This window comes from Streptomyces luomodiensis, assembly GCF_031679605.1.
Lineage (GTDB): Bacteria > Actinomycetota > Actinomycetes > Streptomycetales > Streptomycetaceae > Streptomyces > Streptomyces luomodiensis.
In genome coordinates this window covers 5,026,122-5,049,758 of sequence record NZ_CP117522.1, presented here as the reverse complement: position 1 = coordinate 5,049,758, position 23,637 = coordinate 5,026,122, and the positions used below count along the sequence as shown (strand labels likewise).

Genomic DNA, 23,637 nt, shown 5'->3' with positions numbered 1-23,637 from the left:
CACACCACACGGGCCTCCGGGGGGATTACCCGGAGGCCCGTGATCATGCGGCGGGAATCAGTGCATGGCGCGTCAGCGCTCGACCTCGCCCTTGATGAACTTCTCCACGTTCTCCCGCGCCTCGTTGTCGAAGTACTGCACCGGCGGCGACTTCATGAAGTACGAGGAGGCGGAGAGGATCGGGCCCCCGATGCCGCGGTCCTTGGCAATCTTCGCGGCGCGCAGCGCGTCGATGATGACACCCGCGGAGTTCGGGGAGTCCCACACCTCGAGCTTGTACTCCAGGTTCAGCGGGACGTCGCCGAAGGCGCGGCCCTCGAGGCGGACGTACGCCCACTTGCGGTCGTCCAGCCAGGCCACGAAGTCCGACGGGCCGATGTGGACGTTGTCGGCGCCCAGCTCACGGTCGGGGATCTGGGAGGTGACGGCCTGGGTCTTGGAGATCTTCTTGGACTCCAGACGCTCCCGCTCGAGCATGTTCTTGAAGTCCATGTTGCCGCCGACGTTCAGCTGCATGGTGCGGTCCAGGATGACGCCCCGGTCCTCGAACAGCTTGGCCAGCACGCGGTGCGTGATGGTCGCGCCGACCTGCGACTTGATGTCGTCGCCGACGATCGGCACCCCGGCCTCGGTGAACTTGTCCGCCCACTCCTTGGTGCCGGCGATGAAGACCGGGAGCGCGTTGACGAAGGCGACCTTCGCGTCGATGGCGCACTGGGCGTAGTACTTGGCGGCGTCCTCGGAGCCGACCGGGAGGTAGCAGACCAAAACGTCGACCTGCTTGTCCTTGAGCACCTGGACGACGTCGACCGGGGCCTCTTCGGACTCGTCGATGGTCTGGCGGTAGTACTTGCCGAGTCCGTCGAGCGTGTGGCCGCGCTGGACCGTGACACCGGTCGTCGGCACGTCGCAGATCTTGATGGTGTTGTTCTCGCTGGCGCCGATGGCGTCCGCGAGGTCCAGGCCGACCTTCTTCGCGTCCACGTCGAAGGCGGCCACGAACTCCACGTCGTTCACGTGGTAGTCGCCGAACTGCACGTGCATCAGACCCGGCACGCGGGTGTCCGGGTCGGCGTCCTTGTAGTACTCGACGCCCTGTACCAGCGAGGCGGCGCAGTTGCCCACGCCGACGATGGCTACACGAACCGAACCCATTCCGGTTGCTCCCTGTGTGTACTGGACGAGGCCCCGCGGACGCCGGGCCTCACTTGGCGGTGTCATCGGACGGATCCGGCCGGGAACCACCCCGGTGCCGGGGCGGGCCGCCCGCATCTCCTGACTGGTCCTGCTGTGGAGACCGGTCCGCGTCCCGATCGGTCGTCCCGTCCTGCCCGGCGGTGCCGTCACGCTGGTCGCGCCCGGCCCGCTCGCTCTCGATCAGCTCGTTCAGCCAGCGCACCTCGCGCTCCACCGACTCCATACCGTGTCGCTGTAGCTCGAGGGTGTAGTCGTCCAGCCGCTCGCGGGTGCGGGCCATGGCGGCGCGCATCTTGTCCAGGCGTTCCTCCAGGCGGCTGCGCCGTCCTTCGAGCACCCGCATCCGCACGTCCCGTGACGTCTGGCCGAAGAAGGCGAAACGGACGCCGAAGTGCTCGTCCTCCCAGGCGTCCGGCCCGGTGTGGGAGAGCAGCTCTTCGAACCGCTCCTTCCCCGCCGCCGTCAGCCTGTAGACGATCTTCGCCCGGCGGCCGGAGAGGGGCGCCGCGGGCGCGTCCTGTGCGGCGGTGCCGGACTCCTCGATCAACCAGCCGTTGGCGACCAGCGTCTTGAGGCAGGGATAGAGGCTGCCGTAGCTGAAGGCACGGAACACCCCGAGTGAGGTGTTGAGCCGCTTCCGCAGCTCGTATCCGTGCATCGGAGACTCACGCAGCAGGCCGAGGATGGCGAACTCCAGGACGCCGGAGCGTCTGCTCATCCCCTGCCCCCCTCTCCTGTGGATCCGCTATGCCGAGCTGATGTATCGACTCGATACATCCAGACGATAGAACCGCACTCTTGGCGGGACAAGGGGGACCACGGTGAACGCCGTCACATCACCAATTCGTGGCAATCGATCTGACGGTTATGCAGCGAAGGTGGCGGGTGGGCTGGTTTTGACCGTGCGTACTCTGTTCGCCATGCAGACCTATGGGAACCAAGTGACGCCACGAAGCGTCCTCGTCTGGGATGCAGTGCGTCCGGTTGCCTGGTGCGACCGGATCGCACATGGGGGGGACCGGAAGCCACCTGCCGCTTTCAGGCGATAGCGCCTGCCCGAGGAGAAGTCGTTCCATGAGCGAGCACCGTCGCAAGCCGCCGCAGCCCCAGGGTGGCGGACGAGCCGCGGCCCGGCGAGCCGGACAGCAGTCGTCCGGCCGTCGCGCAGCACCGACGCACAACGCCGCGGCCGGATCAGCCGCCACCCCGCATGATGAGGAGCGTCCCTACGGCGGCCGGGCGGCGGCCCGGCGGGCCGCCCAACGTGGCGGCGGCCGCAGACGCGCAGCGGATCCGGGCGCGGGCGGCGCGGGCCGCGGTGGCCGCGGTGGCGGTCGGCGGGCGGCCGGTGGCCGCGGCCGCGGCGCGGGGGGCGACGGGCGTCCCGCCAAGAAGCGCTTCATCGACTACCCGCGTGCGGGCAAGTCGGGTTTCCGGCGCTGGGTCCCGTCCTGGAAGCTGGTGACGGGCACCTTCCTCTTCTTCTTCGCGGTGCTTCTCGGCGCCGTCGGCATAGGGCTGTGGCTGGTGCAGGTACCGACCGCCCAGGCCGCGTCCCAGACCCAGAAGAACGTCTACTACTGGGCGGACGGCAAGCAGATGGTGGTCTCCGGCGGTGGTGACCTCAACCGCCAGATCGTCCCCCTCAGCAAGATCCCCAAGTCCATGCAGAACGCGGTGATCTCCGCGGAGAACGCCAGCTTCTACGACGACAGCGGCGTCGACCCGATGGGTATCGCCCGCGCGGTCTTCAACATGGCCAAGGGCGGTGCGACCCAGAGTGGCTCGACCATCACCCAGCAGTATGTGAAGAACACCTACCTGGACCAGTCGCAGACCATCACCCGCAAGGTCAAGGAACTGTTCATTTCCGTCAAGGTCGGACTGGACATGGACAAGGACGAGATCCTCGCGGGGTATCTCAACACCGCGTACTACGGACGCGGGGCCTACGGCTGCCAGGCGGCGGCGCGCGCCTACTACGACCGGGACTGCGAGGACCTGACGCCGAGCCAGAGCGCCTTCCTGGCCTCGACGCTCAACGGCCCGAACCTCTACGACCCCAACGGCGGCTACGGCGCCGCGGCCACCAAGGAGGCCAACACCAAGCGCGCCAAGGCCCGCTGGTCGTGGATCCTCAAGCGTGAGGTCGACGTGCACCGGATGTCCGAGACCGAGGCCCAGAAGTGGGTCGGCAAGGGTTTCCCGATGCCGCGGGACCCGAAGGTGGCCACGAACAAGCAGGGGCAGATCGGCTATCTCACCGACCTCGCCGACAACTACATCGTCGCCAATACCGGCATCAGCAAGAACCAGCTGGACAAGGGTGGCTATCAGATTCACACCACCTTCGACCGGAACAAGATCAATGAGTTGACCCGGGCGGTCGAGAAGGTCACCAAGGAGAACATCAAGCCGAAGGAGCGCGAGGTCGACAAATACGTGCAGTTCGGCGGCGCCTCCGTGGAGCCCAAGACGGGCAAGATCGTGGCCATCTACGGCGGCAAGGACGCGCTGGAGCACTATCGCAACAACGCGGACTACACCGGTGTCCAGGTGGGCTCGACCTTCAAGCCCTTCGTGCTGGCCGCCGCGATGACCGACGGCGTCCGGGATCCGGAGGGCCCACGGGACCAACCCGACTCCGAGCGCACCCTGGTCTCGCCGAGCAGTGTCTACAACGGCGACAACAAGGTGACCCTGCGGGACTACGACGGCACCGTCTGGCACGACAAGGACGGCCGTGAGTGGCACCAGCGGAACGACGGTGACGAGGACAAGGGCCGGATCAGCCTGCGCACCGCGATGCAGTTCTCGGTGAACACCCCGTACATCCAGCTGGGCATGGACGTCGGCACCGACAAGGTGCGGGACGCGGCCCTGGCCGCGGGCCTCAGCAAGGAGCAGCTGGCCTCGATCACCCCGACGTTCTCGCTCGGCACCTCCGCACCCAGCGCCATCCGGCTCGCCGGGGCGTACGCGACCTTCGCGGCCAGCGGCCAGCAGGCCGAGCCGTACTCGGTCGAGCGGGTCGAGGACAAGGACGGCACCGTCTACGACCACGAGCAGGACGCCAAGCTCACCCGGGCATTCGACTCGAACGTGGCGAACAACGTCACCGACGTTCTGAAGAACGTGGTCGAGCACGGCACCGGATCCTCGGCGCAGATCGGCCGTCCGGTCGCGGGCAAGACCGGAACCACCGACGAGAACAAGTCGGCCTGGTTCTCCGGCTACACCCCGCAGCTGTCCACCGCGATCGGCATGTGGCGGGTCGACGACCAGGCCAAGAACCAGAAGTTCCTGTCCATGCGTGGCGTGGGCGGCAAGCTGACGATCCACGGTGCGTCGTTCCCGGCGGAGATCTGGGCCGACTACATGCGCGGCGCCCTGAAGGGCGAGCCGGTCAAGGACTTCCCCGCGGCCACCCCGATCGGCGAGAAGATCTACGGCGAGGACGCGAGCCCCACCGCGCCTCCGCCGTCGAAGTCGCCCACGGAGACTCCGACGGAGACGCCCACGGAAACCCCGACGGAGACGCCCACGGAGACTCCGACGGAGTCGCCCACGGAATCCCCGAGCTGCGACCCGCTGGACTTCAACTGCCACGACAACGGCGGCGGCGAGAACGGCGGCGGGAACGACCAGCCGGACGATCCGTCCACGACGCCGACCACGGAAGGGCCGGGCGGCCCTGGTGGCATATTCGGCGGCCCGTCCGGGGCCAGAAGGGAGAACTAGCCCGCACCACCCCGTACGGCCCGTTCACACTCGCCGGCCGCGCCGGAGCGAACCCCGCTCCGGCGCGGCCGGCGCCGTTCAGGGCCCTGGACGGCCCTCTGCGCCTCTGGCACCCCGTCCCCCGAGCCCAAGCTCGTCCCGACGTCCGCGGCGCGCTCAGTGGCCGCTGGGGCGGTCCTGACTCCTCCCGTGGGACCCGTACGGCAGGATGGGGCCATGAGCGTGCGCGAGGACCCACAGGCCCAGCCCGTCAGGCCGACCGCCGAGGACCCGGTGGCCGCGGCCGGCAGCGAGCTGATCGGTGGGCCGGCCGGGCGCCGGGCCCTGCTCGGCACGAGCTGGTGGACTCCGGTGCGGATCGTGGCGATCGTCGCCATCGGCATGTTTGCCCTGGGCATGGTGCAGAAGCTGCCGTGCTACGACGGCGGCTGGTTCCACGGCGCCACCGCCCAGTACACCCATGCCTGCTACTCCGACATACCGCACCTCTACAACGGCCGCGGCTTCGCCGACGACCTCGTCCCGTATTTCGACCGCATACCGGACAGCGTCTCGGGCGGGATGCAATACCTGGAGTACCCCGTCCTGACCGGGCTCTTCATGGAGGTCGCCTCCTGGATGACCCCGTCCGGCGGCTCCATCCAGCACCGTGAGCAGATCTACTGGCTGGTCAACGCGGGCATGCTGATGGTCTGCACCGCGGTCATCGCGGTCTGTGTGGCCCGTACGCACCGCCGGCGGCCCTGGGACGCGCTGCTGGTCGCCCTGGCCCCCGCCTTCGCGCTCACCTCCACCATCAACTGGGATCTGTTCGCCGTCGCGCTCACGGCCGCCGCCCTGCTGGTGTGGTCCCGCAGCCGCCCGATGGCCGCCGGTGTGCTGCTGGGGCTCGCGACGGCCGCGAAGCTCTACCCCGTGCTGCTGCTCGGTCCGCTGCTGGTGCTCTGCCTGCGCGCGGGGCGGCTGCGGGCCTTCTGGTCGGCGGCCGGCGGGGCCGTGGCCGCCTGGCTCGTGGTGAACGTCCCCGTGATGATCACGACGCAGGGCGGGGGCCTGCACATCCGCGACGGCTGGAAGACCTTCTACACCTTCAGCCAGGAGCGCCCGGTCGACTTCGGCTCCCTGTGGCTGATCATCTCGCAGCGCACCGGGGACCCTCTGGAGGACGTCAACACCTACGGAACCCTGCTGATGATCCTGGCCTGCGTCGGTGTGGCGGCGCTTGCCCTGTGCGCCCCGCGCCGTCCGCGCCTGGCCCAGCTGGCCTTCCTGGTCGTCGCGGGCTTCGTGCTCACCAACAAGGTCTACTCACCGCAGTACGTGCTGTGGCTGATCCCACTGGCGGCGCTGGCACGACCGCGCTGGCGGGACTTCCTGGTCTGGCAGGCGTGCGAGGTGATCTATTTCCTCGGGATCTGGATGTACCTCGCGTACATGGGCAGTGGTGATCAGCACCGGGGACTGCCCGCGGAGGGCTATCAGCTGGCGATCGTCGTGCATCTGCTGGGGACGCTCTACCTGTGCGCCCTGGTCGTCCGGGACGCGCTGGTGCCGGAGCGGGACCCGGTGCGGCAGGACGGTTCGGACGACCCCGGGGGAGGCGTGCTGGACCGGGCCCCGGACGCGTTCGTCCTGGGAGAGGCGCGGCGCGCGTCCCGGTACGACGACGGCGTGGTGCTGGTGGACTGGGGCGTCCACCGGGAGTGAGCCTCGGGGACGGGAGCTCACTCCCGGCGGCGCGGGTTCAGCGGTCGAGCAGCCGGTCGAACTGCGTCGTGGTGTGCCGCAGATGCGCCACCAGCTCATCCCCCACCTGGGGCGCCTGGACATCGCTGGGCACGAACAGGATGGACACCTGCATATGCGGCGGCTCGGCGAACCACCGCTGCTTGCCCGCCCACACGAACGGCGAGAGGTTGCGGTTGACGGTCGCGAGACCGGCGCGGGCGACGCCCTTGGCGCGGGGCATCACACCGTGCAGTGCCTTGGGGGCCTCCAGGCCGACGCCGTGGGAGGTGCCGCCGGCGACGACGACCAGATGGCCGTCGGAGGCGGCCTTCTGCTGGCGGTAACCGAAGCGGTCGCCCTTCGCCACGCGGGTGACGTCGAGCACCGAGCCCCGGTACTCCGTCGAATCGTGGTCGCCCAGCCACAGCCGGGTGCCGATGCGCGCCCGGAAGCGGGTCTGCGGGAACTGCTGCTGGAGCCGGGCCAGTTCCTCGGCGTTGAGGTGGCTGACGAACATGGTGTGCAGCGGTAGCCGCGCCGCCCGCAGGCGGTCCATCCAGGCGATGACCTCCTCGACCGCGTCCAGTCCGTCGGTGCGGTCGAGCGGGAGGTGGATGGCGAACCCCTCCAGCCGGACGTTCTCTATCGCGGCGTGCAGCTTGGGCAGGTCCTCCTCGGTGACGCCGTGCCGCTTCATGCTGCTCATGACCTCGATGACCACACGCGCGTTCACCAGGCCGTAGACGCCGTCGACCGACGAGACCGAGCGGATCACCCGGTCCGGCAGCGGCACCGGCTCCTCACCGCGGCGGAAGGGGGTGAGCACGAGCAGGTCACCGCTGAAGAAGTCCTTCATCCGGGCGGCCTCGTACGTGGTCCCGACCGCGAGGATGTCGGTGCCGATGCGGGCGGCCTCCTCGGCCAGCCGCTCATGGCCGAAGCCGTAGCCGTTGCCTTTGCAGACCGGGACTATCCCTGGGAACTGCTGGATCACCATCTGCTGGTGCGCCCGCCAGCGCGCGGTGTCGACGTAGAGGGTGAGAGCCATTGGCCGGTCCCGGAACCTTTCTCGTTGCCGCGGTGTATTGGAGGTATGGGAAACAGCGAATCGTGGTCAACGGCGCGACATGTAGATGTCGAGCGCCTTGTGCAGGAGCTTGTTGAGCGGGAAGTCCCACTCGCCGAGGTACTCGGCAGCCTGCCCACCGGTGCCCACCTTGAACTGGATCAGACCGAAGAGATGGTCCGTCTCATCGAGGGAGTCGCTGATGCCGCGCAGGTCGTAGACGGTCGCGCCCAGTGCGTACGCGTCGCGGAGCATCCGCCACTGCATCGCGTTAGAGGGCCGGACCTCGCGCTTGTGGTTGGCGGAGGCACCGTAGGAGTACCAGACATGGCCTCCGACGATCAGCATCGTGGCGGCGGCCACGGCCTCGTTCTCGTGCATCGCGAAGTACAGGCGCATCCGGTTGGGGTCCTCGGTGTTGAGGGCCGTCCACATGCGCTGGAAGTAGCTGAGCGGGCGGGGCCGGAAGTGGTCGCGCTCCGCGGTGATCTCGTAGAGCCGCTGCCACTCGGGCAGATGCTCGTAGCCGCCCTGGACGACCTCGACACCAGCCTTCTCGGCCTTCTTGATGTTGCGGCGCCACAGCTGGTTGAAGCCCTTGTGGACATCCTCCAGGGAGCGGTTGGCCAGCGGCACCTGGAAGACGTACCGCGGCTGGACGTCCCCGAAGCCGGCCCCGCCGTCCTCGCCCTGCTGCCAGCCCATCCGCCGCAGCCGCTCGGCCACTTCGAAGGCACGCGGCTCGATGAAGGTCGCCTCGACATCGCGCAGCCGCTTCACGTCCGGGTTCTGGATGCCGGACTTGATCGCGGAGGCGTCCCAGCGGCGGATGATGACCGGCGGGCCCATCTTCACGGAGAACGCGCCCTGCTGCTTGAGATGCGCGAGCATCGGGCGCAGCCACTCCTCGAGGTTGGGCGCGTACCAGTTGATGACCGGACCCTCGGGCAGATAGGCGAGGTAGCGCTTGATCTTGGGCAGCTGGCGGTAGAGGACGAGGCCGACGCCGACGAGCTGGCCCGTGGCGTCGAACCAGCCGAGGCTCTCCGAGCGCCACTCCGACTTGACGTCGGCCCACGCCGGGACCTGCATGTGGCTGGCCGCCGGCAGGCTCTGGATGTACGCCAGATGCTGCTCTCGGCTGATCGTCCTCAGGGTCAGGCTCATGCGGGGCGCTCCTCGGCAGGTTTGTCCCCAGGGTCGGGGCTCCGGCTCTCGCGCCGAAGCCTACTGCGACAGGGACGCGCCCTGTTCGGGCCTGGGGACAACCGAGCCCCGGCCGGGCTCAGCCCAGCACGCCGCCGAAGAGCCCCCCGTGGGCCATGCCGAGGTAGAAGCCGACCGCAGAGGCACCGAGCCCGATGATCAGCAGGAACCGCTCACCGGTGGTCGCGGACCGCAGCTGGCCCCACGCACCCGTGCACATGCCGACCAGCCCGACCCATGAGCTGACCAGGTGGAGATGGGGGAAATGAGCCGTGACAAAGGCGATCACGCCGATCACCACGGTCACCACGGCAATGGTGTTCTCCACGGGATGCGACTTGCCATCGGTGTCCAGGAAGGTGAACAAGCCGTGGTGGGTTCGTGCTGCCTGTGCCATGGGGCACCTCCAGATAGGCACATAGAGCAGGGCGGCGAACTGTAATGCCGCTCACACCCGATGTGTACAGATTGCGGGCCAAGACGCCCGGATTTCAAGCGGGAGGCCGGAGGCGGGTACTGTGTACCGTCTGCGGTGGTGTCTGTGCAGACGCCGACGCGGAACGCATCACGACCCTCCTGCCACGGAACGACCGTGGCCGCTGAGTCCAAAGGAGGTGGGTTCCACATGCGTCACTACGAGGTGATGGTCATCCTCGACCCCGATCTCGAGGAGCGCGCTGTCTCCCCGCTGATCGAGAACTTCCTTTCCGTCATCCGCGAGGGCAACGGCAAGGTCGAGAAGGTCGACACCTGGGGCCGTCGTCGTCTCTCGTACGAGATCAAGAAGAAGCCTGAGGGCATCTACTCGGTCATCGACCTGCAGGCCGAGCCCGCGGTCGTCAAGGAGCTCGACCGCCAGCTGAACCTGAACGAGTCGGTCCTCCGGACCAAGGTCCTCCGTCCCGAGACCCACTGACCGCGTAAGCGTTCAGCGGTCATCGGGCCGTATCGCAACGAGTAGCAAGCAGCCCAGCAGTACCCGCCGAGAGGTTCCCCCAATGGCAGGCGAGACCGTCATCACGGTCGTCGGCAATCTCGTCGATGACCCCGAGCTGCGCTTCACCCCGTCCGGTGCGGCGGTCGCGAAGTTCCGCGTCGCGTCCACTCCCCGTACCTTCGACCGGCAGACCAACGAGTGGAAGGACGGCGAGAGCCTCTTCCTCACGTGCTCGGTGTGGCGGCAGGCCGCGGAGAACGTGGCCGAGTCGCTTCAGCGTGGCATGCGCGTCATCGTGCAGGGCCGTCTGAAGCAGCGGTCCTACGAGGACCGCGAGGGGATCAAGCGCACGGTCTATGAGCTGGATGTCGACGAGGTCGGCGCCAGCCTGCGCAACGCCACGGCCAAGGTCACCAAGACCACCGGTCGCGGTGGCCAGGGTGGCTACGGCAGCGGTGGCGGCCAGGGCGGCGGCGGTGGCTGGGGCGGTGGCCCCGGCGGCGGTCAGCAGGGCGGCGGCGCTCCGGCCGACGACCCGTGGGCGACCGGCGCACCGGCCGGCGGCCAGGGCGGCGGTGGTGGCTGGGGCGGCGGCTCCGGCAACTCCGGCGGCTACTCGGACGAGCCGCCCTTCTAGGTCCGGGGCGGTGTTTCACGTGAAACGGGCTGTTTCACGTGAAACCACCGCGCGGCCTGGTCTGGGCGACCAGCACAAACTTCTTGATCACACTGGAGAGAGACAATGGCGAAGCCGCCTGCTCGCAAGCCTAAGAAGAAGGTTTGCGTGTTCTGCAAGGAGAAGATCTCCTACGTCGACTACAAGGACACGAACCTGCTGCGGAAGTTCATTTCCGACCGCGGCAAGATCCGTGCCCGCCGGGTCACCGGCAACTGCACCCAGCACCAGCGTGACGTCGCCACGGCCGTGAAGAACAGCCGTGAGATGGCGCTGCTGCCCTACACCTCCACCGCGCGATAAGGGAAGGGTGACCGAGTCATGAAGATCATCCTCACCCACGAGGTCTCCGGCCTCGGTGCCGCCGGTGACGTCGTGGACGTCAAGGACGGTTACGCCCGTAACTACCTGGTTCCGCGTGGTCTGGCGATCCGCTGGACCAAGGGCGGCGAGAAGGACGTCGAGCAGATCCGCCGCGGTCGTCGCATCCGCGAGATCGCCACGATCGAGCAGGCCAACGAGGTCAAGGCTCAGCTCGAGGGCGTCAAGGTGCGGCTGAAGACCCGTGCCGGCGACGCCGGCCGGCTGTTCGGCTCCGTCACCCCGGCCGACATCGCTTCGGCGATCAAGGACGCGGGTGGCCCGGATGTGGACAAGCGCCGTATCGAGGTGCAGGCGCCGATCAAGACCCTGGGCGCGCACCAGGTCTCGGTCCGTCTGCACGCCGAGGTTGCCGCCAAGGTCGGCGTCGAGGTCGTCGCCGCCTGACGACCGTGACGGTCGCCTTCGGCACCGTGCACCATGCACCGGAGGGCCGCACCCTGTGTGGGTGCGGCCCTCCGCCGTGCCGGGGGACTTCCGGACCGCCGGGCCCGGATGCTGGGGTCCGAGCGCTGTGGTCCGGATGCTGTGGTCGGGGGTGCGCGGGGCGTGGCTCAGCGTCGTACCGCGCCGGTGACGATCCAGCGGCCGGAGCGGGTGCGCAGCCACAAGGTGGCCATCCGGACCGACATCATCAGCGCCATGCTGCACCACAGCGCGGTCAGTCCGCCGCCGAGCGATGGCACCAGCAGCGCCACCGGGGCGAAGACGGCAAGGGTGACGATCATCGCCCAGGCCAGATAGGGCCCGTCGCCCGCGCCCATCAGCACTCCGTCGAGGACGAAGACCACACCCGAGACCGGCTGGATGAGGGCCGTCACCAGAAGGGCGGGCAGCAGGGCGTCCCGTACCGCGGAATCGGTGGTGAACAGGGGGATGAACAGCGGCCGGGAGGCGACCACCAGCAGGCCCAGCACCACGCCCGAGGCGATGCCCCAGTGCACCATGCGGCGGCAGGCGGCCCGTGCCCCCTCCTCGTCGCCCGCTCCCAGATAGCGTCCGATGATCGCCTGGCCCGCGATGGCGATGGCGTCCAGGGCGAACGCCAGCAGACTCCACAGGGTGAGCACGATCTGGTGGGCGGCGATATCGGTGTCGCCGAGGCGGGCCGCCACCGCCGTCGCGATCAGCATCACGGCGCGCAGCGAGAGCGTACGGATCAACAGGGGTGCCCCGGCGTGGGCACAGGCCCTGATCCCGGCGGCGTCCGGCCGTAGCGAGGTGCCATGGCGCCGGGCGCCCCGGATGACGACGGCGAGGTAGGCGGCGGCCATGGCGTTCTGGGCGATCACCGTGCCCCAGGCCGAGCCCGCGATGCCCAGCCCGGCCGCGTAGACCAGAGTGGCGTTCAGTGCGGCATTGGCCCCGAAGCCGCCGATGGCCACGTACAGCGGGGTGCGGGTGTCCTGGAGACCGCGGAGGACACCTGTGGCGGCGAGCACCACCAGCATCGCGGGGATCCCGAGGGTGCTGATCCGCAGATAGGTGATGGCGTAGGGGGAAGCGGTGTCCGAGGCGCCGAACAGCTCGACGAGAGCGGGGGCGGTGGGCAGGGCGACGGCGATGACGGCGGCACCGAGCAGCAGGGCCAGCCAGATGCCGTCCATGCCCTGCCGGATCGCTCCGGGAAGGTCGCCCGCGCCGACGCGGCGGGCCACCGCCGCTGTGGTGGCATAAGCCAGGAAGACGAAGATGTTGACGGCTGTGGTGAGCAGGGCGGCGGCGACGCCCAGACCGGCCAGCTGGGCGGTGCCCAGATGACCCACGACGGCGCTGTCGACCATGACGAAGAGGGGCTCCGCCACGAGCGCGCCGAAGGCGGGAAGCGCGAGTGCGATGATCTCGCGGTCGTGATGGCGCGGGGTGCTCCGGGCGCTTGTGGGGGCCTGTGTCATGAGGGCAATGTAATCGTCCACAGGTAAGAGACACAAGCGAGGACTGGTCCTTACAAGGCGGCGCGCGAGACGATCTCCTCTGCGCCCTTTGTCGCGATCTTGCGCTGGGGGCGAAAGTTTTTCTTCTGCACAGCCCCTGGATAGAGAAACCGCAGGTCAGATGGGTCTTCTCGGGGTGATTGTGTGTTTGTCCACAGCGCTGTCCCCCGGCCCGTGCACAGGTTCGCGCGACTTACCCACAGGATGGATCCCATCATCCACATGCCCTGTGGATAACCAAGTTGGCTCGTGGTGCGGACGGGCCTAACGTGGTCCGGCGCCCGCCACCCGATCCGGCCCTGGAATCCCCAGCTTCCGATGTGCCGTGTCCGGAAAGCCGGCCGCTCTGTTGTGTCATAGCCGTGCCCTAAGAAGGACGGGCGCGGCGAGGTTCGCTTCGCGGACGGGAGGAGGTGGCGGGGTGAGCGTGCCCGAGCCCATGGACGACCCGTGGGCGGACTCCGGCCCGTCCGACCGGTTCCCGGCCCCCCGCTTCCGCCGCGGTGAGGGCGGCGGCCGGGGCCGCGACGGTCAGCAGGACCGCGACGGAGGCGGCGGCTCCCCCTGGGAGGGCTCCGGCTTCGAGCGCGTACCGCCGCAGGACCTCGACGCCGAGCAGTCCGTGCTCGGCGGCATGCTGCTCTCCAAGGACGCCATCGCCGATGTGGTGGAGGTCCTCAAGGGCAACGACTTCTACCGGCCCGCCCATGAGACCGTCTACCAGGCCATCCTGGACCTCTACGCCAAGGGCGAGCCGGCCGACCCGATCACGGTCGCCGCGGAGCTGACCAAGCGCGGTGAGATCGCCCGGGTCGGCGGCGCCTCGTATCTCCACACCCTCGTCCAGTCGGTCCCCACCGCCGCCAACGCCGAGTACTACGCGGAGATCGTCCACGAGCGCGCCGTACTGCGCCGCCTCGTCGAGGCCGGCACCCGCATCACCCAGATGGGATACGCGGCGGACGGAGACGTCGACGAGATCGTCAACAACGCCCAGGCGGAGATCTACGCCGTCACCGAGCAGCGCACCAGCGAGGACTATCTGCCGCTCGGCGACATCATGGAGGGCGCGCTCGACGAGATCGAGGCGATCGGCTCGCGCAGCGGACAGATGTCCGGGGTGCCCACCGGCTTCACCGACCTGGATTCCCTGACCAACGGTCTGCACCCGGGCCAGATGATCGTCATCGCCGCGCGTCCCGCGATGGGTAAGTCCACCCTGGCCCTCGACTTCGCGCGCGCCTGCTCGATCAAGCACAACATGCCGAGCGTGATCTTCTCGCTGGAGATGGGCCGTAACGAGATCGCGATGCGTCTGCTCTCCGCCGAGGCCCGGGTGGCGCTGCACCATATGCGCTCCGGCAGCATGACGGATGAGGACTGGACGCGGCTGGCCCGGCGGATGCCGGATGTCTCCCAGGCCCCGCTCTACATCGACGACTCCCCGAACCTGTCGATGATGGAGATCCGCGCCAAGTGCCGCCGGCTCAAGCAGCGCAACGATCTACAGCTGGTCGTCATCGACTACCTCCAGCTGATGCAGTCCGGCGGCGCCCGGCGCCCCGAGAGCCGTCAGCAGGAGGTCTCGGACATGTCGCGAAACCTGAAGCTGCTGGCCAAGGAGCTGGAAGTGCCGGTCATCGCGCTCTCCCAGCTCAACCGAGGTCCCGAGCAGCGCACCGACAAGAAGCCGATGGTCTCGGACCTCCGCGAGAGTGGATCCATCGAGCAGGACGCGGACATGGTCATCCTGCTCCACCGCGAGGACGCCTACGAGAAGGAGTCACCGCGCGCGGGCGAGGCGGACCTGATCGTGGCCAAGCACCGCAACGGCCCCACGGCCACGATCACGGTCGCCTTCCAGGGCCACTACTCGCGTTTCGTGGACATGGCCACGACCTGACGCGCGTGTTGTAGGGTCTCAGATTTGGCCGCGACCACGGCGGGCAACGAGGTGGTCTTGAAGGACGGTCATGGGCGGCTTCTGCGGTTGTCGGTCAAGGAACTGCTGTTCTCCGACCGTGCTGCGATCAGTCCTGACGGCCCGGGACCGTCGGCGGGCGATGAGGGTGAGATCGCCTCAGTGGTTCTCGGGCAGTTCGACGTGGGGAGGCTGGACTCGCTCCCCGGAAGGGGCCGACGCGGACGTCGCGGATCGCGGTCGATGACGGGTGGGTGGAGACCGCGGTGGAGGTGATGGTCGAGCACGCGGACGAGTCGCGGCCGTCGCGGACGATGGTGATCGAGCGGACCCGGGCTCGGGTGATCGCGTGGTTCGGTGCGGCGGTGGTGCCGCAGCCGAGTCGGACGACGGCGTTTCGGCTGCTGGAGGAGCTGGAGCGACGGCATCCGCTGTTCCGGCTGAGCACGCAGCGCAACCGGGATATCGCCGGTCGGCCGGAGGGTCAGTACGGCAAGCTGCGGCTGAACTGCCCCAGAAACACCGGGTATTGACTCACTCTGCCCCGCGTGTCCCGCGCGAGACGGTAGTCAATGATCAACGGGTGCGGGAGCTTCGCGCGGCCGGTCGAGTTCGCACTCCGGCCTCCCGGCCAGGCGAACCGCGACGGATCAGAGCGGCCCGGACTGAGGAGAATGGCGGGTGGGCTGTGCCGCCCGAGATTGCGTAGCTGCCCAGATGGCGAGGAGTTTGAGCCGGTCCTCGGATGCGGTGCCGGGTTCGGCAGTGTAGATGATCAGGTCGTGCACGGCTCGGCGCGACAAGGGCAGGTCGAGGGACTGGAAGGTCAGTTCCAGGTGGCCGACGTCGGGGTGCTGGAGCCGTTTGACGCCGTCGTGGCGCATCAGGACGTCGTGCGCGGCCCATTGGCTGCGAAACTCTGGGCTGAGGGTGGACAGCTCGCCGACGAGTTCGCGCAGTGCCCGGTCGCGGGGCTCGCGCCCGACCTCGGCGCGCAGCAGGGCGGCGGTGGCGACGCCGGCGGCCTCCCAGTCGACGAAGAAGTCATGTGCACCAGGGTCGAGGAAGATATAGCGGGCGATGTTGGGGCGGCCACGCTTGTCGACGGTGGCGCTGTCGAACATCGGCGCGAGCAGGACTCGGGCCAGGGGGTTGCTGGCGACGATGTCCGTGCGGCCGTTGCGGACGAACGCTGAGGACATCGTCATGGAGTCGAGCAGCCACTGGACCCGGGGCGGGACCTCGACGTCCCTGCGACGCGACGGCGTGCGACTCTCGTGCCGCGATGACCGGGCCAGGTCGAACAGGTAGGTGCGTTCGTCGTCATCCAGTCGCAGGGCACGAGCGACCGCGTCAAGGACGTCTTCGGACACGCCGCCGATGTGCCCCTTCTCCAGCCGCGTGTACCACTCCGTGCTCACGCCGGCAAGGACGGCGACCTCCTCGCGCCGCAGCCCGGCGACCCGGCGACGGGCGCTGGTCGGCAGTCCGGCCTGCGCCGGGGTGATTCTGGCGCGTCGGCTGGCAAGGAAGTCCCGGATCTCGCCGCGGTTTCCGGGCCGTTGGTCCATGCCATTCATGGTAGCCACTGGTCACGGCGCGAAGGGGGTTGAGGTTATACCCCCCATAGACGCGACCTTCTCCGGTGGTGGCGATCGCGGTCTGCTGTGGTTCGAACGTTCCGACACGATCGCAAGAACAAACAACGGAGGTAAGACATGACGAGCAAGGCGCTAACGGTGCCGGCGGTGGCGTTGGGCACATGGGCCTGGGGAGACAGCGGCGAGGCAGGCGACGGCTACTTCGGCAGTCAGCTGAGCGAGTCCGGCCTGCGAGAGGTCGTCGAGAAGGCGCAGTCGAACGGGTTCACCTTGTGGGACACCGCCGTGGCGTACGGCATGGGCCGCTCGGAGACTGTCCTCGCCCAGGCACTGAAGGGCTATCACCGCAGCGAGTACCAGCTGTCGACGAAGTTCACCCCGCAGATGGCGGGCGACGGCGACGATCCGGTCGCGGACATGCTGGAGCAGAGCCTCGACCGAATGCGTACGGACTACGTGGATCTCTTCTGGATCCATAATCCTGCCGACGTGGCACGATGGACGCCGTCTCTGATCCCGCTGCTCAAGAGCGGCAAAATCAAGCATGTCGGCGTCTCGAACCACAACATGGAGGAGATCGCTCTTGCCGATCAGATCCTCGGCGAGGCCGGCTTCCGCGTGGAGGCGGTCCAGAACCACTACAGCCTCCTGTACCGGAGCTCTCAGCGCGCGGGCATCCTCGACTACTGCCGCGAGCACGACGTGCGGTTCTTCTCCTACATGGTCCTCGAGCAAGGAGCGCTGACCGGCAGGTACAGCCCGGCGAATCCGTTGCCGGAGGGGAGCAGCCGGGCGGCCGTGTACAACGGCATCCTGCCCCAGCTGCAGGCGCTGACGGACCGGATGGGAGTGATCGGCAAGGACCGAGGCGCGTTCGCCGCCGATGTCGCCACCGCCTGGGCCATCGCCAAGGGGACCACCCCGATCATCGGGGTCACGAAGGCGGGTTACATCGACGGGTTGGTCCGAGCTCGCGGCATCGAGCTCGCCGACGAGGAGATCGCGGAACTGGAGGCGCTGGCGGATGACGCAGGCGTCGACACGCGCGGCTGGTGGGAGCACGAGATGTAGCAGTCGTCGGAACCGAAGAAGGGACCGCGTCTCTTCTGGGCCCGGCCCGCGATGTCGGCTATGGTTGCCGGCCGGTCACGCGGTCCAGTTGAGTTTGCGACGGAACCGCCGGACGGAACCGCCGGACGGAACCCGCCGGGGAGTACCCGCCCGTCCACGCGCGAGTGGCTTGCCACCGCGACTTGCCCGCGCGCATGCCGGGCGTCACCTCTCACCGCAGACTTTCGCACCCGCACCAGAAGCAGTTGGGCACCCGAGGAAATGACATGCGTTCTGGGAGACGGCCCGCCCTTCGCGGGCGACGGGCCGTTGAGGTAAGGAGCGCCGGCGAGGCGGCAGGAGTCGTGCCGTCTCGATGACGGCACCGCTGAAAGTGAGGCGGTCGATGACGGCCAGGCTCAGCTCGCGTCGACGTCCAGCACGATCTTGCCTCGGGTGTGGCCTTCCTGAATGGCCCGCCAGGCGTCGGCCGCCTCGGCCAGAGGGAAGGTGCGGTCCACGGTGACGGACAGCTTGCCGGAGTCCGCGAGGGCGCACAGTACGCCGAGGTCGTCCGAGCTGGGGCGGGCCCACACGTGGTGACCGCCCTTCTCGGTAACGGTGGTGTCGACGATGGAGGCGACTCGCTTCGGGTTCTTGAGCAGTTCCTGGGAGACAGCCACCGCGTCACCGCCGAAGAAGTCGAGTGCCGCGTCGACGCCGTCGGGCGCCAGCTCGCGCACCCGGTCTGACAGGCTGTCGCCGTAGGTGACGGGCTCGGCGCCGAGCCCGCGAAGGTAGTCGTGATTGTGCTCGCCGGCGGTGCCGATGACGCGCGCTCCACGGGCGACAGCGATCTGCACGCCGAACGAGCCGACACCGCCGGACGCCGCGTGGATCAGTACGGTGTCACCCCTGCCGATGCCGAGCCGCTGGATGGCCTGGTAGGCCGTCAGCCCGGCCAGCGGCAGCCCGGCGGCCTGCAGCCAGTTGAGGGACTCGGGTTTGCGGGCGAGAGTGCGCACCGGGGCGGACACGAGTTCGGCATAGCCGCCGTTCTGCGCCCAGTCCTTGCAGATGTAGCCCACGACCTCGTCGCCGACCTCGAACTCGGTGGCGTCGAAGCCTCTGGCTTCGACGACGCCGGAGACCTCCCAGCCCGGGATGAAGGGGAAGTGCGCCTCCATGACCTCGTCGAGGTAACCGGCAGCGACCTTCCAGTCCGCTGGGTTGACGCCCGCCGCCTTGACCCGGACGAGGACCTCGCCGGGGGCGACCTTCGGGGTCGCCAACTCAGTGAGCTCCAGGTCTTCAGGGCCCCCGTACTGCTGCAGCGTGATTGCCTTCATGATCAACAACAACGGACGGAACTGGATACGTATTCCGGTTCCCACTTCGACATCTGCGGCAACCAGGGCCTTTCACCAGAAGCACCCCGATGCTCCCCTGGCAAGTACCCCAGTGCTGTGTCGAAACTCGGGTTCTGGCTCAACTACTGTGGTGCCACCACACTGAGTGACGGCCGACGAGAGTCCCTGCGTCAGAACGGCGGGCCTTCGGTGCAGCCGCCTGTCGCGTTGCTTGTCCCCCAGCAATCAGGATCAGCCATGCGGGCGCGCAGTTCACGGACCGCGATGTCGTCCGCGTCGGACCGTCCACGGCGGGACCTGGGAGCTACAGCGCACCAACGACTGGCGCCGCCCACCCGGGGACCTTCGTGGGCCCCGGGTGGGCCCCGTCAACACGGTGGAGTGAGCCGGGGGCGGGGCGGGACCCGGCTGGGGGATCAGGGCTCCAGGCGGTGGCCCAGGGCTGCCGCCTTCTCCACGCGCCGGGCGAGGACCTGCTCATGGCGGTCCGCCATCTGCCGCAGGGCCTCCTTGCGGTCGCGCTTGGAGAGCCGGTCGATGTAGAGATGCCCCGAGAGGTGGTCGGCCTCGTGCTGGAGACACCGGGCGAAGTAGCCGGTGCCCTCGATCACCAGCGGGTTCCCGTCCTTGTCGACGCCGCGGACCACGGTGCGGTCGGTGCGCGGTACGTCCATCCGCGCACCCGGTACGGACAGACAGCCCTCGGCCTCCTCGATGAGCAGCCGGTTGGCCGGGTCGGGCTGGTCCAGGACGGGGTTGATGATGTGGCCGATATGCCGTACGCCGTCGTCGTCCGGGCAGTCGTAGACGAACAGCCGCAGGTCGACGCCGACCTGGTTGGCGGCCAGCCCGGCGCCGTCGGCGATGTACATGGTGAGGAACATGTCGTCGATGAGGGTGCTCAGCTCGGATGTGCCGAACTCGGTCACCTCCCGGCAGGAGCGGCGGAGCACCTCCTCACCGACCTCGGTGATCCGGCGCGGTGAACCCCGCTCGGCCTCGGGAGGCAGGGCCGGATAGGAGCCGACAGGTTTCCCCTGCACCAGGACGCGCACCGCTGACCTCACCCTTTTCCGCCCCCGCTGATGGTCACGTCCGGCCAACGTAGCAGGGGTGGTTCGGCCGCGGCTCAGGCATGTGTCAGATCGCGTCGCCGAGTTCCTCCAGCAGCCGCCGCTTGGTGCGGGCCCCGACCAGCGACCGCACCGGCTCGCCCGCCCGGAACAGCATCAGCGTCGGCATCGACAGGACCCCGTAGGCGGTGGTGGTGGACGGGTTCTGGTCCACGTCCAGCCGCACCACCTTCAGCCGGTGGGCCTCCTCCTGCGCGATCTCCGCCAGCACTGGGGCGATCATCCGGCACGGCGGGCACCACGAGGCGGTGAACTTCACCAGCACCGGCAGGTCGGCCGCCAGCACTTCCTCGGCGAAGGTGGTGTCCGTGACCGTGGCCACTTCCTCGGTGTGCGTCGGCGTCATCTCATCTCTCCTTGGAGTCGTCGTAAGGAAGCCGTCCGAAGCCGTCCGAAGCCGTCTGTGGGGAGGGCGGGTTCACGGTCCGGGCGGCGTCAGTTCGCAGTGCGGTTCCGGGGCCCCTTCGGGCGACGTCGCCGCGGCCTCCAGCTCCGCGCGGGCCCGCTCCGCCTCGGCGAGCTGCGTCCCGACCCGCTCCCGGATGGCGCTCAGCCGGGCGATGCACTCGTCCAGCTCGGTCAGCTTGCGCCGGTAGACGTCCAGTGAGGCGGGGCAGGAGTCACCGGCCGGGTGGCCGGAGCGCAGGCATTCGACGAACGGACGCGTCTCCTCCAGCTCGAAGCCGAAGTCCCGCAGCGTGCGGATCTGCTGGAGCAGCCGCAGGTCGTCCTCGTCGTACGACCGGTAACCATTGCCGGTACGGCGCGCGGGCAGCAGCCCGAGCGACTCGTAGTAGCGCAGGGTGCGGGTGGTGGTACCCGCCCGTTCGGCCAGCTCTCCGATCCGCATGGCCCGACGGTAGACCTTGACCCTGACGTCAAGGCCAGACCGGACCAGGTGCCAGGCCAGACCAGGTGCCAGACCACCTGCCAGGCTGTGTGCGATCCGCTGGGATTGTCGGACCCTCGCCGTACAGTGCCGACATGACCACGCCCGACATCGATGAGTTCGCCGAGCCGCTGCCCGCCACCCGCCGTGCCCTGCTGCGGCGCGTCGCCCTCGGCCAGGCCGAGGGCCGTGCCCCGTCCCTGCTGGGGGCCGTGGTGCGGGATGGGCGGCTGGTGTGGACGGGGGCGCGCGGCTGTGTGGACGGGCACGCGCCGGACGCCGACACCCAGTACCGCATCGGCTCCTTGACCAAGACCTTTGTGGCGGTGCTGGTGCTGCGGCTGCGCGATGAGGGGCTGCTGGACCTCGGCGATCCGCTGGCCAGGCATCTGGACGTACCGCAGGCCGAGGGCGCGACCGTGGCCCAGCTCCTCTCCCACACCGGGGGTCTCGCCGCCGAGGCGCGTGGCCCGTGGTGGGAGCGTACGCCCGGGGCGTTGCGGCCCGGGACGGCCGATATCTTCGGCGAGCGCCCGCTGGTCCACCCCGCGGGCCGCCGGTACCACTACTCCAACCCCGGTTTCGCGCTGCTCGGCGCGCTGGTCGAGCGGCTGCGCGGCGCCCCCTGGGGCGAGGTGCTCGCCCGTGAGGTGCTGGAGCCGCTGGGGATGGGGCGTACGTCGCTCGAGCCGCGGGCCCCGCACGCCGGGGGCTGGGCCGTGCACCCCTGGGCGGATGTGCTGCTGCCCGAGCCGGCCGAGGACACCGGGTGGATGGGTCCGGCCGGACAGCTCTGGTCGACCGCCGGGGATCTGGCCCGCTTCGCCGCGTTCCTGCTGGACGGGGACGAGCGGGTGCTCGGCGCCGGGACGCTCGCCGAGATGCGGGCATCCGCCGCCCCCGAGGACGGGGACCGGGACGCCGGCTATGGCCTGGGCACCCAGCTCATCCGCCACGGCGGACGGTTCCTTTACGGCCACACCGGCTCCATGCCCGGCTTCCTGGCCGCGCTGTGGGTGAGCGCGGAGGACCGGCTGGCCGGGATCGCGCTGGCCAACACCACCTCGGGACCCGCGATCGGAGCCATCGCCGCCGACCTCATAGGGGTCGTGGCGGAGCACGAACCCCGTATACCCGAGCCCTGGCGGCCGCTGCCCGAAGTCGATCCGGAGCTGCTGGCGCTGACCGGCCCCTGGTACTGGGGACCCCGCCCGTACCATCTGCGGCTGCGCGCGGACCGCGGTCTGGAGCTGTCCCCGGCCGCCGGGGGAGGCCGCGCCTCGCGCTTCCGGGCCGAGCCGGACGGCACGTGGACCGGGCTCGACGGCTATTACGCGGGGGAGACGCTGCGGGTGGTCGAGGGGGAGGGCGGCGCCCCGGCCCATCTGGACCTGGGCACCTTCGTGTTCACCCGGGAGCCCTACGCGCCGGACGGCGTGGTGCCCGGCGGGGTCGACCCGGAGGGCTGGCGCGCGCTCTGACGGGGCCTCGCGGATGCTTCTGCGGAGACTCCTGTGGACGTCGGTCCGGAGGACGACGGATTGTCGGCCGGTGGGAGGCGGATTGCCGGTCCGGTGGGGGACGGATGTCAGTCCAGCGGAAGCTTGAAGCCGAGGTGGCTGGCCTCGAAGCCGAGCCGCTCATAGAAGCGGTGGGCGTCGGTACGGGTCGCGTCCGAGGTGAGCTGTACCAGCGCACATCCCGCGCGGCGTGACTCCTCGATGGCCCATTCGATCAGCTGGGTGCCGAGTCCGCCGCCGCGCACGTCGGCGTGGATCCGGACGCCCTCGATGATCGAGCGGGTGGCGCCGCGCCGCGACAGCCCGGGGATCATGGTCAGCTGAAGGGTGCCGACGGTCCGGCCGTCCTGGACCGCGACGACCAGCCGCTGGTTGGGGTCCCGGTCCAGCCGCTCGAAGGCGGCGCGGTACGGGGCCGGGTCGTCCGGGGACTCCTGGCGGGCGCCGAGCGGGTCGTCGGCGAGCATGGCCACGATCGCCGGGAGGTCATCGGCGGTCGCGCGCCGTATTGCGAAGTCGGTCACGCGGGAAGCCTACGCGGGGCCCATCGGGCCCGGTCGGCGGCGACTGGGCCGGCGTACGCGCTGTGACTGGGCTGGGGTGCACGCGTGGTGACCGGTCCGGGGCGCGCGTGCTGTGACTGGGCTGGGGTGCATGCGTGGTGACCGGTCCGGGACGTACCCGCGGTGACTGGGCCGGGGCGCACCCGCGGCGATCGGCCGGGGGCGTACCCGTGATGATCAGCGCGGGGTGGACAGCCCTTCGACGGCGGCGACGAGGGGTGCCAGCTCCGGCCGCCGGGCGGCGTCGGCGAGTGCCTCGCGCAGCGCGGCGTCGTTCGTCGGCCGTGCCGCCTCCAGCAGCTTCAGCCCCTCGGGGCTGACATTGGTGTAGATGCCGCGGCGGTCGTCGGGGCAGATGTAGCGGGAGAGCAGACCGCGGTCCTCCAGCCGGGTGACCAGCCGGGTCGTGGCGCTCTGGCTGAGCACGACGGAGTCGGCGAGCTGCTTCATCTGTAGATGTCCGCCCTCGCCGTCGTGCTGTTCGCTGAGCACGACGAGCACGGAGAACTCGCGGACGCTCAGCCCGTGCCTGGCCTGAAGCGCACGCTCGATATGCGTCTCTATCCGGCCGTGCAGGGAGGACAGGGCGCACCAGCCCTGGGCGAGGGCCCGCCCGGTGGGCGGGGTGGCGGTGCCGTGCGGCTCATCCGTCATGGAACCCCTCCTTGGTGGGTGAGCGAATCCCAGGATAGTGCAGCGATGAAATAGACCGCGTATGCAATTA

General features: G+C 69.2%; 23 protein-coding genes. 10 read left to right on the top strand and 13 right to left on the bottom strand.

What is annotated here, in order from left to right; all coding sequences use genetic code 11:
* Positions 1-72: 72 nt before the first annotated feature.
* Entirely contained in the window at positions 73-1,155 is a 1,083-nt protein-coding gene (locus tag PS467_RS21205; protein ID WP_268973225.1) for an inositol-3-phosphate synthase, read from the bottom strand.
* 49 nt (positions 1,156-1,204) lie between these two features.
* On the bottom strand, positions 1,205-1,915 hold the full coding sequence (locus tag PS467_RS21200; protein ID WP_311036598.1) for a PadR family transcriptional regulator: 711 nt from the start codon (positions 1,913-1,915) through the stop codon (positions 1,205-1,207).
* A 356-nt stretch (positions 1,916-2,271) separates the two neighbouring features.
* Here PS467_RS21200 and PS467_RS21195 point away from each other — a divergent pair, with 356 nt between their 5' ends.
* Positions 2,272-4,938: a transglycosylase domain-containing protein gene (locus tag PS467_RS21195; protein ID WP_311036597.1), complete on the top strand. Its 2,667-nt coding sequence runs from the start codon at positions 2,272-2,274 to the stop codon at positions 4,936-4,938.
* A gap of 216 nt (positions 4,939-5,154) precedes the next feature.
* Entirely contained in the window at positions 5,155-6,645 is a 1,491-nt protein-coding gene (locus tag PS467_RS21190) for a glycosyltransferase family 87 protein (RefSeq protein ID WP_311036596.1), read from the top strand.
* A 37-nt stretch (positions 6,646-6,682) separates the two neighbouring features.
* Here the strand turns inward: PS467_RS21190 and PS467_RS21185 are convergent, their stop codons facing one another.
* The 3 genes from PS467_RS21185 to PS467_RS21175 form a co-directional block, all read right to left on the bottom strand.
* Positions 6,683-7,714 carry an alanine racemase gene (locus PS467_RS21185; protein WP_268973221.1) on the bottom strand — a complete coding sequence of 344 codons (1,032 nt, stop codon included), beginning with the start codon at positions 7,712-7,714 and terminating at the stop codon, positions 6,683-6,685.
* Between the two features lie 66 nt (positions 7,715-7,780).
* The gene (locus PS467_RS21180; protein ID WP_268973220.1) at positions 7,781-8,899 is read right to left on the bottom strand and encodes a lipid II:glycine glycyltransferase FemX; all 1,119 of its coding nucleotides are present in this window, start codon (positions 8,897-8,899) and stop codon (positions 7,781-7,783) included.
* A 118-nt stretch (positions 8,900-9,017) separates the two neighbouring features.
* Positions 9,018-9,335, bottom strand: coding sequence for a hypothetical protein (locus tag PS467_RS21175; protein WP_268973219.1), 318 nt, complete (start codon positions 9,333-9,335; stop codon positions 9,018-9,020).
* A gap of 228 nt (positions 9,336-9,563) precedes the next feature.
* Between PS467_RS21175 and rpsF the strand changes: the two genes are divergently transcribed.
* The 4 genes from rpsF to rplI all read left to right on the top strand — a co-directional run bounded on the left by rpsF (position 9,564) and on the right by rplI (position 11,319).
* Positions 9,564-9,854, top strand: a complete 291-nt coding sequence (gene rpsF / locus PS467_RS21170; protein ID WP_123106135.1) for a 30S ribosomal protein S6 — start codon at positions 9,564-9,566, stop codon at positions 9,852-9,854.
* Positions 9,855-9,936: 82 nt separating this feature from the next.
* Complete coding sequence (locus PS467_RS21165; protein ID WP_311036595.1) at positions 9,937-10,512, top strand: single-stranded DNA-binding protein; 576 nt, start codon at positions 9,937-9,939, stop codon at positions 10,510-10,512.
* 105 nt (positions 10,513-10,617) lie between these two features.
* Positions 10,618-10,854: a 30S ribosomal protein S18 gene (gene rpsR, locus PS467_RS21160; RefSeq protein WP_003978893.1), complete on the top strand. Its 237-nt coding sequence runs from the start codon at positions 10,618-10,620 to the stop codon at positions 10,852-10,854.
* Positions 10,855-10,872: 18 nt separating this feature from the next.
* On the top strand, positions 10,873-11,319 hold the full coding sequence (gene rplI / locus PS467_RS21155) for a 50S ribosomal protein L9 (protein WP_268973215.1): 447 nt from the start codon (positions 10,873-10,875) through the stop codon (positions 11,317-11,319).
* Positions 11,320-11,486: 167 nt separating this feature from the next.
* On the opposite strand, the gene PS467_RS21150 is transcribed toward rplI, so the two are convergent.
* On the bottom strand, positions 11,487-12,827 hold the full coding sequence (locus tag PS467_RS21150; protein ID WP_311036594.1) for an MATE family efflux transporter: 1,341 nt from the start codon (positions 12,825-12,827) through the stop codon (positions 11,487-11,489).
* 478 nt (positions 12,828-13,305) lie between these two features.
* On the opposite strand from PS467_RS21150, the gene dnaB reads away from it, so the two are divergent.
* Both dnaB and PS467_RS21140 read left to right on the top strand, forming a co-directional pair.
* Positions 13,306-14,769, top strand: a complete 1,464-nt coding sequence (dnaB, locus tag PS467_RS21145; protein WP_268977049.1) for a replicative DNA helicase — start codon at positions 13,306-13,308, stop codon at positions 14,767-14,769.
* Positions 14,770-15,041: 272 nt separating this feature from the next.
* Entirely contained in the window at positions 15,042-15,320 is a 279-nt protein-coding gene (locus PS467_RS21140; RefSeq protein ID WP_311036593.1) for a hypothetical protein, read from the top strand.
* Between the two features lie 117 nt (positions 15,321-15,437).
* Here PS467_RS21140 and PS467_RS21135 read toward each other — a convergent pair whose 3' ends face one another.
* Positions 15,438-16,358 (bottom strand): helix-turn-helix transcriptional regulator, encoded by a 921-nt coding sequence (locus tag PS467_RS21135; RefSeq protein ID WP_311036592.1) that lies wholly within the window; start codon positions 16,356-16,358, stop codon positions 15,438-15,440.
* Positions 16,359-16,505: 147 nt separating this feature from the next.
* On the opposite strand from PS467_RS21135, the gene PS467_RS21130 reads away from it, so the two are divergent.
* Positions 16,506-17,459 carry an aldo/keto reductase gene (locus PS467_RS21130; protein WP_311036591.1) on the top strand — a complete coding sequence of 318 codons (954 nt, stop codon included), beginning with the start codon at positions 16,506-16,508 and terminating at the stop codon, positions 17,457-17,459.
* A 398-nt stretch (positions 17,460-17,857) separates the two neighbouring features.
* Here PS467_RS21130 and PS467_RS21125 read toward each other — a convergent pair whose 3' ends face one another.
* The 4 genes from PS467_RS21125 to PS467_RS21110 all read right to left on the bottom strand — a co-directional run bounded on the left by PS467_RS21125 (position 17,858) and on the right by PS467_RS21110 (position 20,791).
* Complete coding sequence (locus PS467_RS21125; RefSeq protein WP_311036590.1) at positions 17,858-18,787, bottom strand: NADP-dependent oxidoreductase; 930 nt, start codon at positions 18,785-18,787, stop codon at positions 17,858-17,860.
* A gap of 437 nt (positions 18,788-19,224) precedes the next feature.
* Positions 19,225-19,863 carry a peptide deformylase gene (gene def, locus PS467_RS21120; protein ID WP_311036589.1) on the bottom strand — a complete coding sequence of 213 codons (639 nt, stop codon included), beginning with the start codon at positions 19,861-19,863 and terminating at the stop codon, positions 19,225-19,227.
* Positions 19,864-19,948: 85 nt separating this feature from the next.
* A complete protein-coding gene (trxA, locus tag PS467_RS21115) occupies positions 19,949-20,287 on the bottom strand; it encodes a thioredoxin (protein WP_311036588.1) in 339 nt (112 codons plus the stop codon).
* Positions 20,288-20,359: 72 nt separating this feature from the next.
* Positions 20,360-20,791 (bottom strand): MerR family transcriptional regulator, encoded by a 432-nt coding sequence (locus PS467_RS21110; protein WP_311036587.1) that lies wholly within the window; start codon positions 20,789-20,791, stop codon positions 20,360-20,362.
* A gap of 134 nt (positions 20,792-20,925) precedes the next feature.
* Here PS467_RS21110 and PS467_RS21105 point away from each other — a divergent pair, with 134 nt between their 5' ends.
* Entirely contained in the window at positions 20,926-22,311 is a 1,386-nt protein-coding gene (locus PS467_RS21105) for a serine hydrolase domain-containing protein (RefSeq protein ID WP_311036586.1), read from the top strand.
* A 107-nt stretch (positions 22,312-22,418) separates the two neighbouring features.
* On the opposite strand, the gene PS467_RS21100 is transcribed toward PS467_RS21105, so the two are convergent.
* On the bottom strand, positions 22,419-22,874 hold the full coding sequence (locus PS467_RS21100) for a GNAT family N-acetyltransferase (protein WP_311036585.1): 456 nt from the start codon (positions 22,872-22,874) through the stop codon (positions 22,419-22,421).
* A 216-nt stretch (positions 22,875-23,090) separates the two neighbouring features.
* The gene (locus tag PS467_RS21095; RefSeq protein WP_268973203.1) at positions 23,091-23,567 is read right to left on the bottom strand and encodes a MarR family winged helix-turn-helix transcriptional regulator; all 477 of its coding nucleotides are present in this window, start codon (positions 23,565-23,567) and stop codon (positions 23,091-23,093) included.
* Between the last annotated feature and the right edge of the window lie 70 nt (positions 23,568-23,637).

Bases quoted from the DNA above. Each gene is read 5' to 3' on its own strand.
- trxA (WP_311036588.1), bottom strand. From the start codon at position 20,287: ATGACGCCGACGCACACCGAGGAAGTGGCCACGGTCACGGACACCACC.
- PS467_RS21175 (WP_268973219.1), bottom strand. From the start codon at position 9,335: ATGGCACAGGCAGCACGAACCCACCACGGCTTGTTCACCTTCCTGGAC.
- rpsF (WP_123106135.1), top strand. From the start codon at position 9,564: ATGCGTCACTACGAGGTGATGGTCATCCTCGACCCCGATCTCGAGGAG.
- PS467_RS21165 (WP_311036595.1), top strand. From the start codon at position 9,937: ATGGCAGGCGAGACCGTCATCACGGTCGTCGGCAATCTCGTCGATGAC.
- PS467_RS21150 (WP_311036594.1), bottom strand. From the start codon at position 12,827: ATGACACAGGCCCCCACAAGCGCCCGGAGCACCCCGCGCCATCACGAC.
- PS467_RS21195 (WP_311036597.1), top strand. From the start codon at position 2,272: ATGAGCGAGCACCGTCGCAAGCCGCCGCAGCCCCAGGGTGGCGGACGA.
- dnaB (WP_268977049.1), top strand. From the start codon at position 13,306: ATGGACGACCCGTGGGCGGACTCCGGCCCGTCCGACCGGTTCCCGGCC.
- PS467_RS21125 (WP_311036590.1), bottom strand. From the start codon at position 18,787: ATGAAGGCAATCACGCTGCAGCAGTACGGGGGCCCTGAAGACCTGGAG.
- PS467_RS21190 (WP_311036596.1), top strand. From the start codon at position 5,155: ATGAGCGTGCGCGAGGACCCACAGGCCCAGCCCGTCAGGCCGACCGCC.
- rpsR (WP_003978893.1), top strand. From the start codon at position 10,618: ATGGCGAAGCCGCCTGCTCGCAAGCCTAAGAAGAAGGTTTGCGTGTTC.
- PS467_RS21105 (WP_311036586.1), top strand. From the start codon at position 20,926: ATGACCACGCCCGACATCGATGAGTTCGCCGAGCCGCTGCCCGCCACC.
- PS467_RS21110 (WP_311036587.1), bottom strand. From the start codon at position 20,791: ATGCGGATCGGAGAGCTGGCCGAACGGGCGGGTACCACCACCCGCACC.
- rplI (WP_268973215.1), top strand. From the start codon at position 10,873: ATGAAGATCATCCTCACCCACGAGGTCTCCGGCCTCGGTGCCGCCGGT.
- PS467_RS21095 (WP_268973203.1), bottom strand. From the start codon at position 23,567: ATGACGGATGAGCCGCACGGCACCGCCACCCCGCCCACCGGGCGGGCC.
- PS467_RS21180 (WP_268973220.1), bottom strand. From the start codon at position 8,899: ATGAGCCTGACCCTGAGGACGATCAGCCGAGAGCAGCATCTGGCGTAC.
- PS467_RS21200 (WP_311036598.1), bottom strand. From the start codon at position 1,915: ATGAGCAGACGCTCCGGCGTCCTGGAGTTCGCCATCCTCGGCCTGCTG.
- PS467_RS21135 (WP_311036592.1), bottom strand. From the start codon at position 16,358: ATGGACCAACGGCCCGGAAACCGCGGCGAGATCCGGGACTTCCTTGCC.
- PS467_RS21205 (WP_268973225.1), bottom strand. From the start codon at position 1,155: ATGGGTTCGGTTCGTGTAGCCATCGTCGGCGTGGGCAACTGCGCCGCC.
- PS467_RS21185 (WP_268973221.1), bottom strand. From the start codon at position 7,714: ATGGCTCTCACCCTCTACGTCGACACCGCGCGCTGGCGGGCGCACCAG.
- PS467_RS21130 (WP_311036591.1), top strand. From the start codon at position 16,506: ATGACGAGCAAGGCGCTAACGGTGCCGGCGGTGGCGTTGGGCACATGG.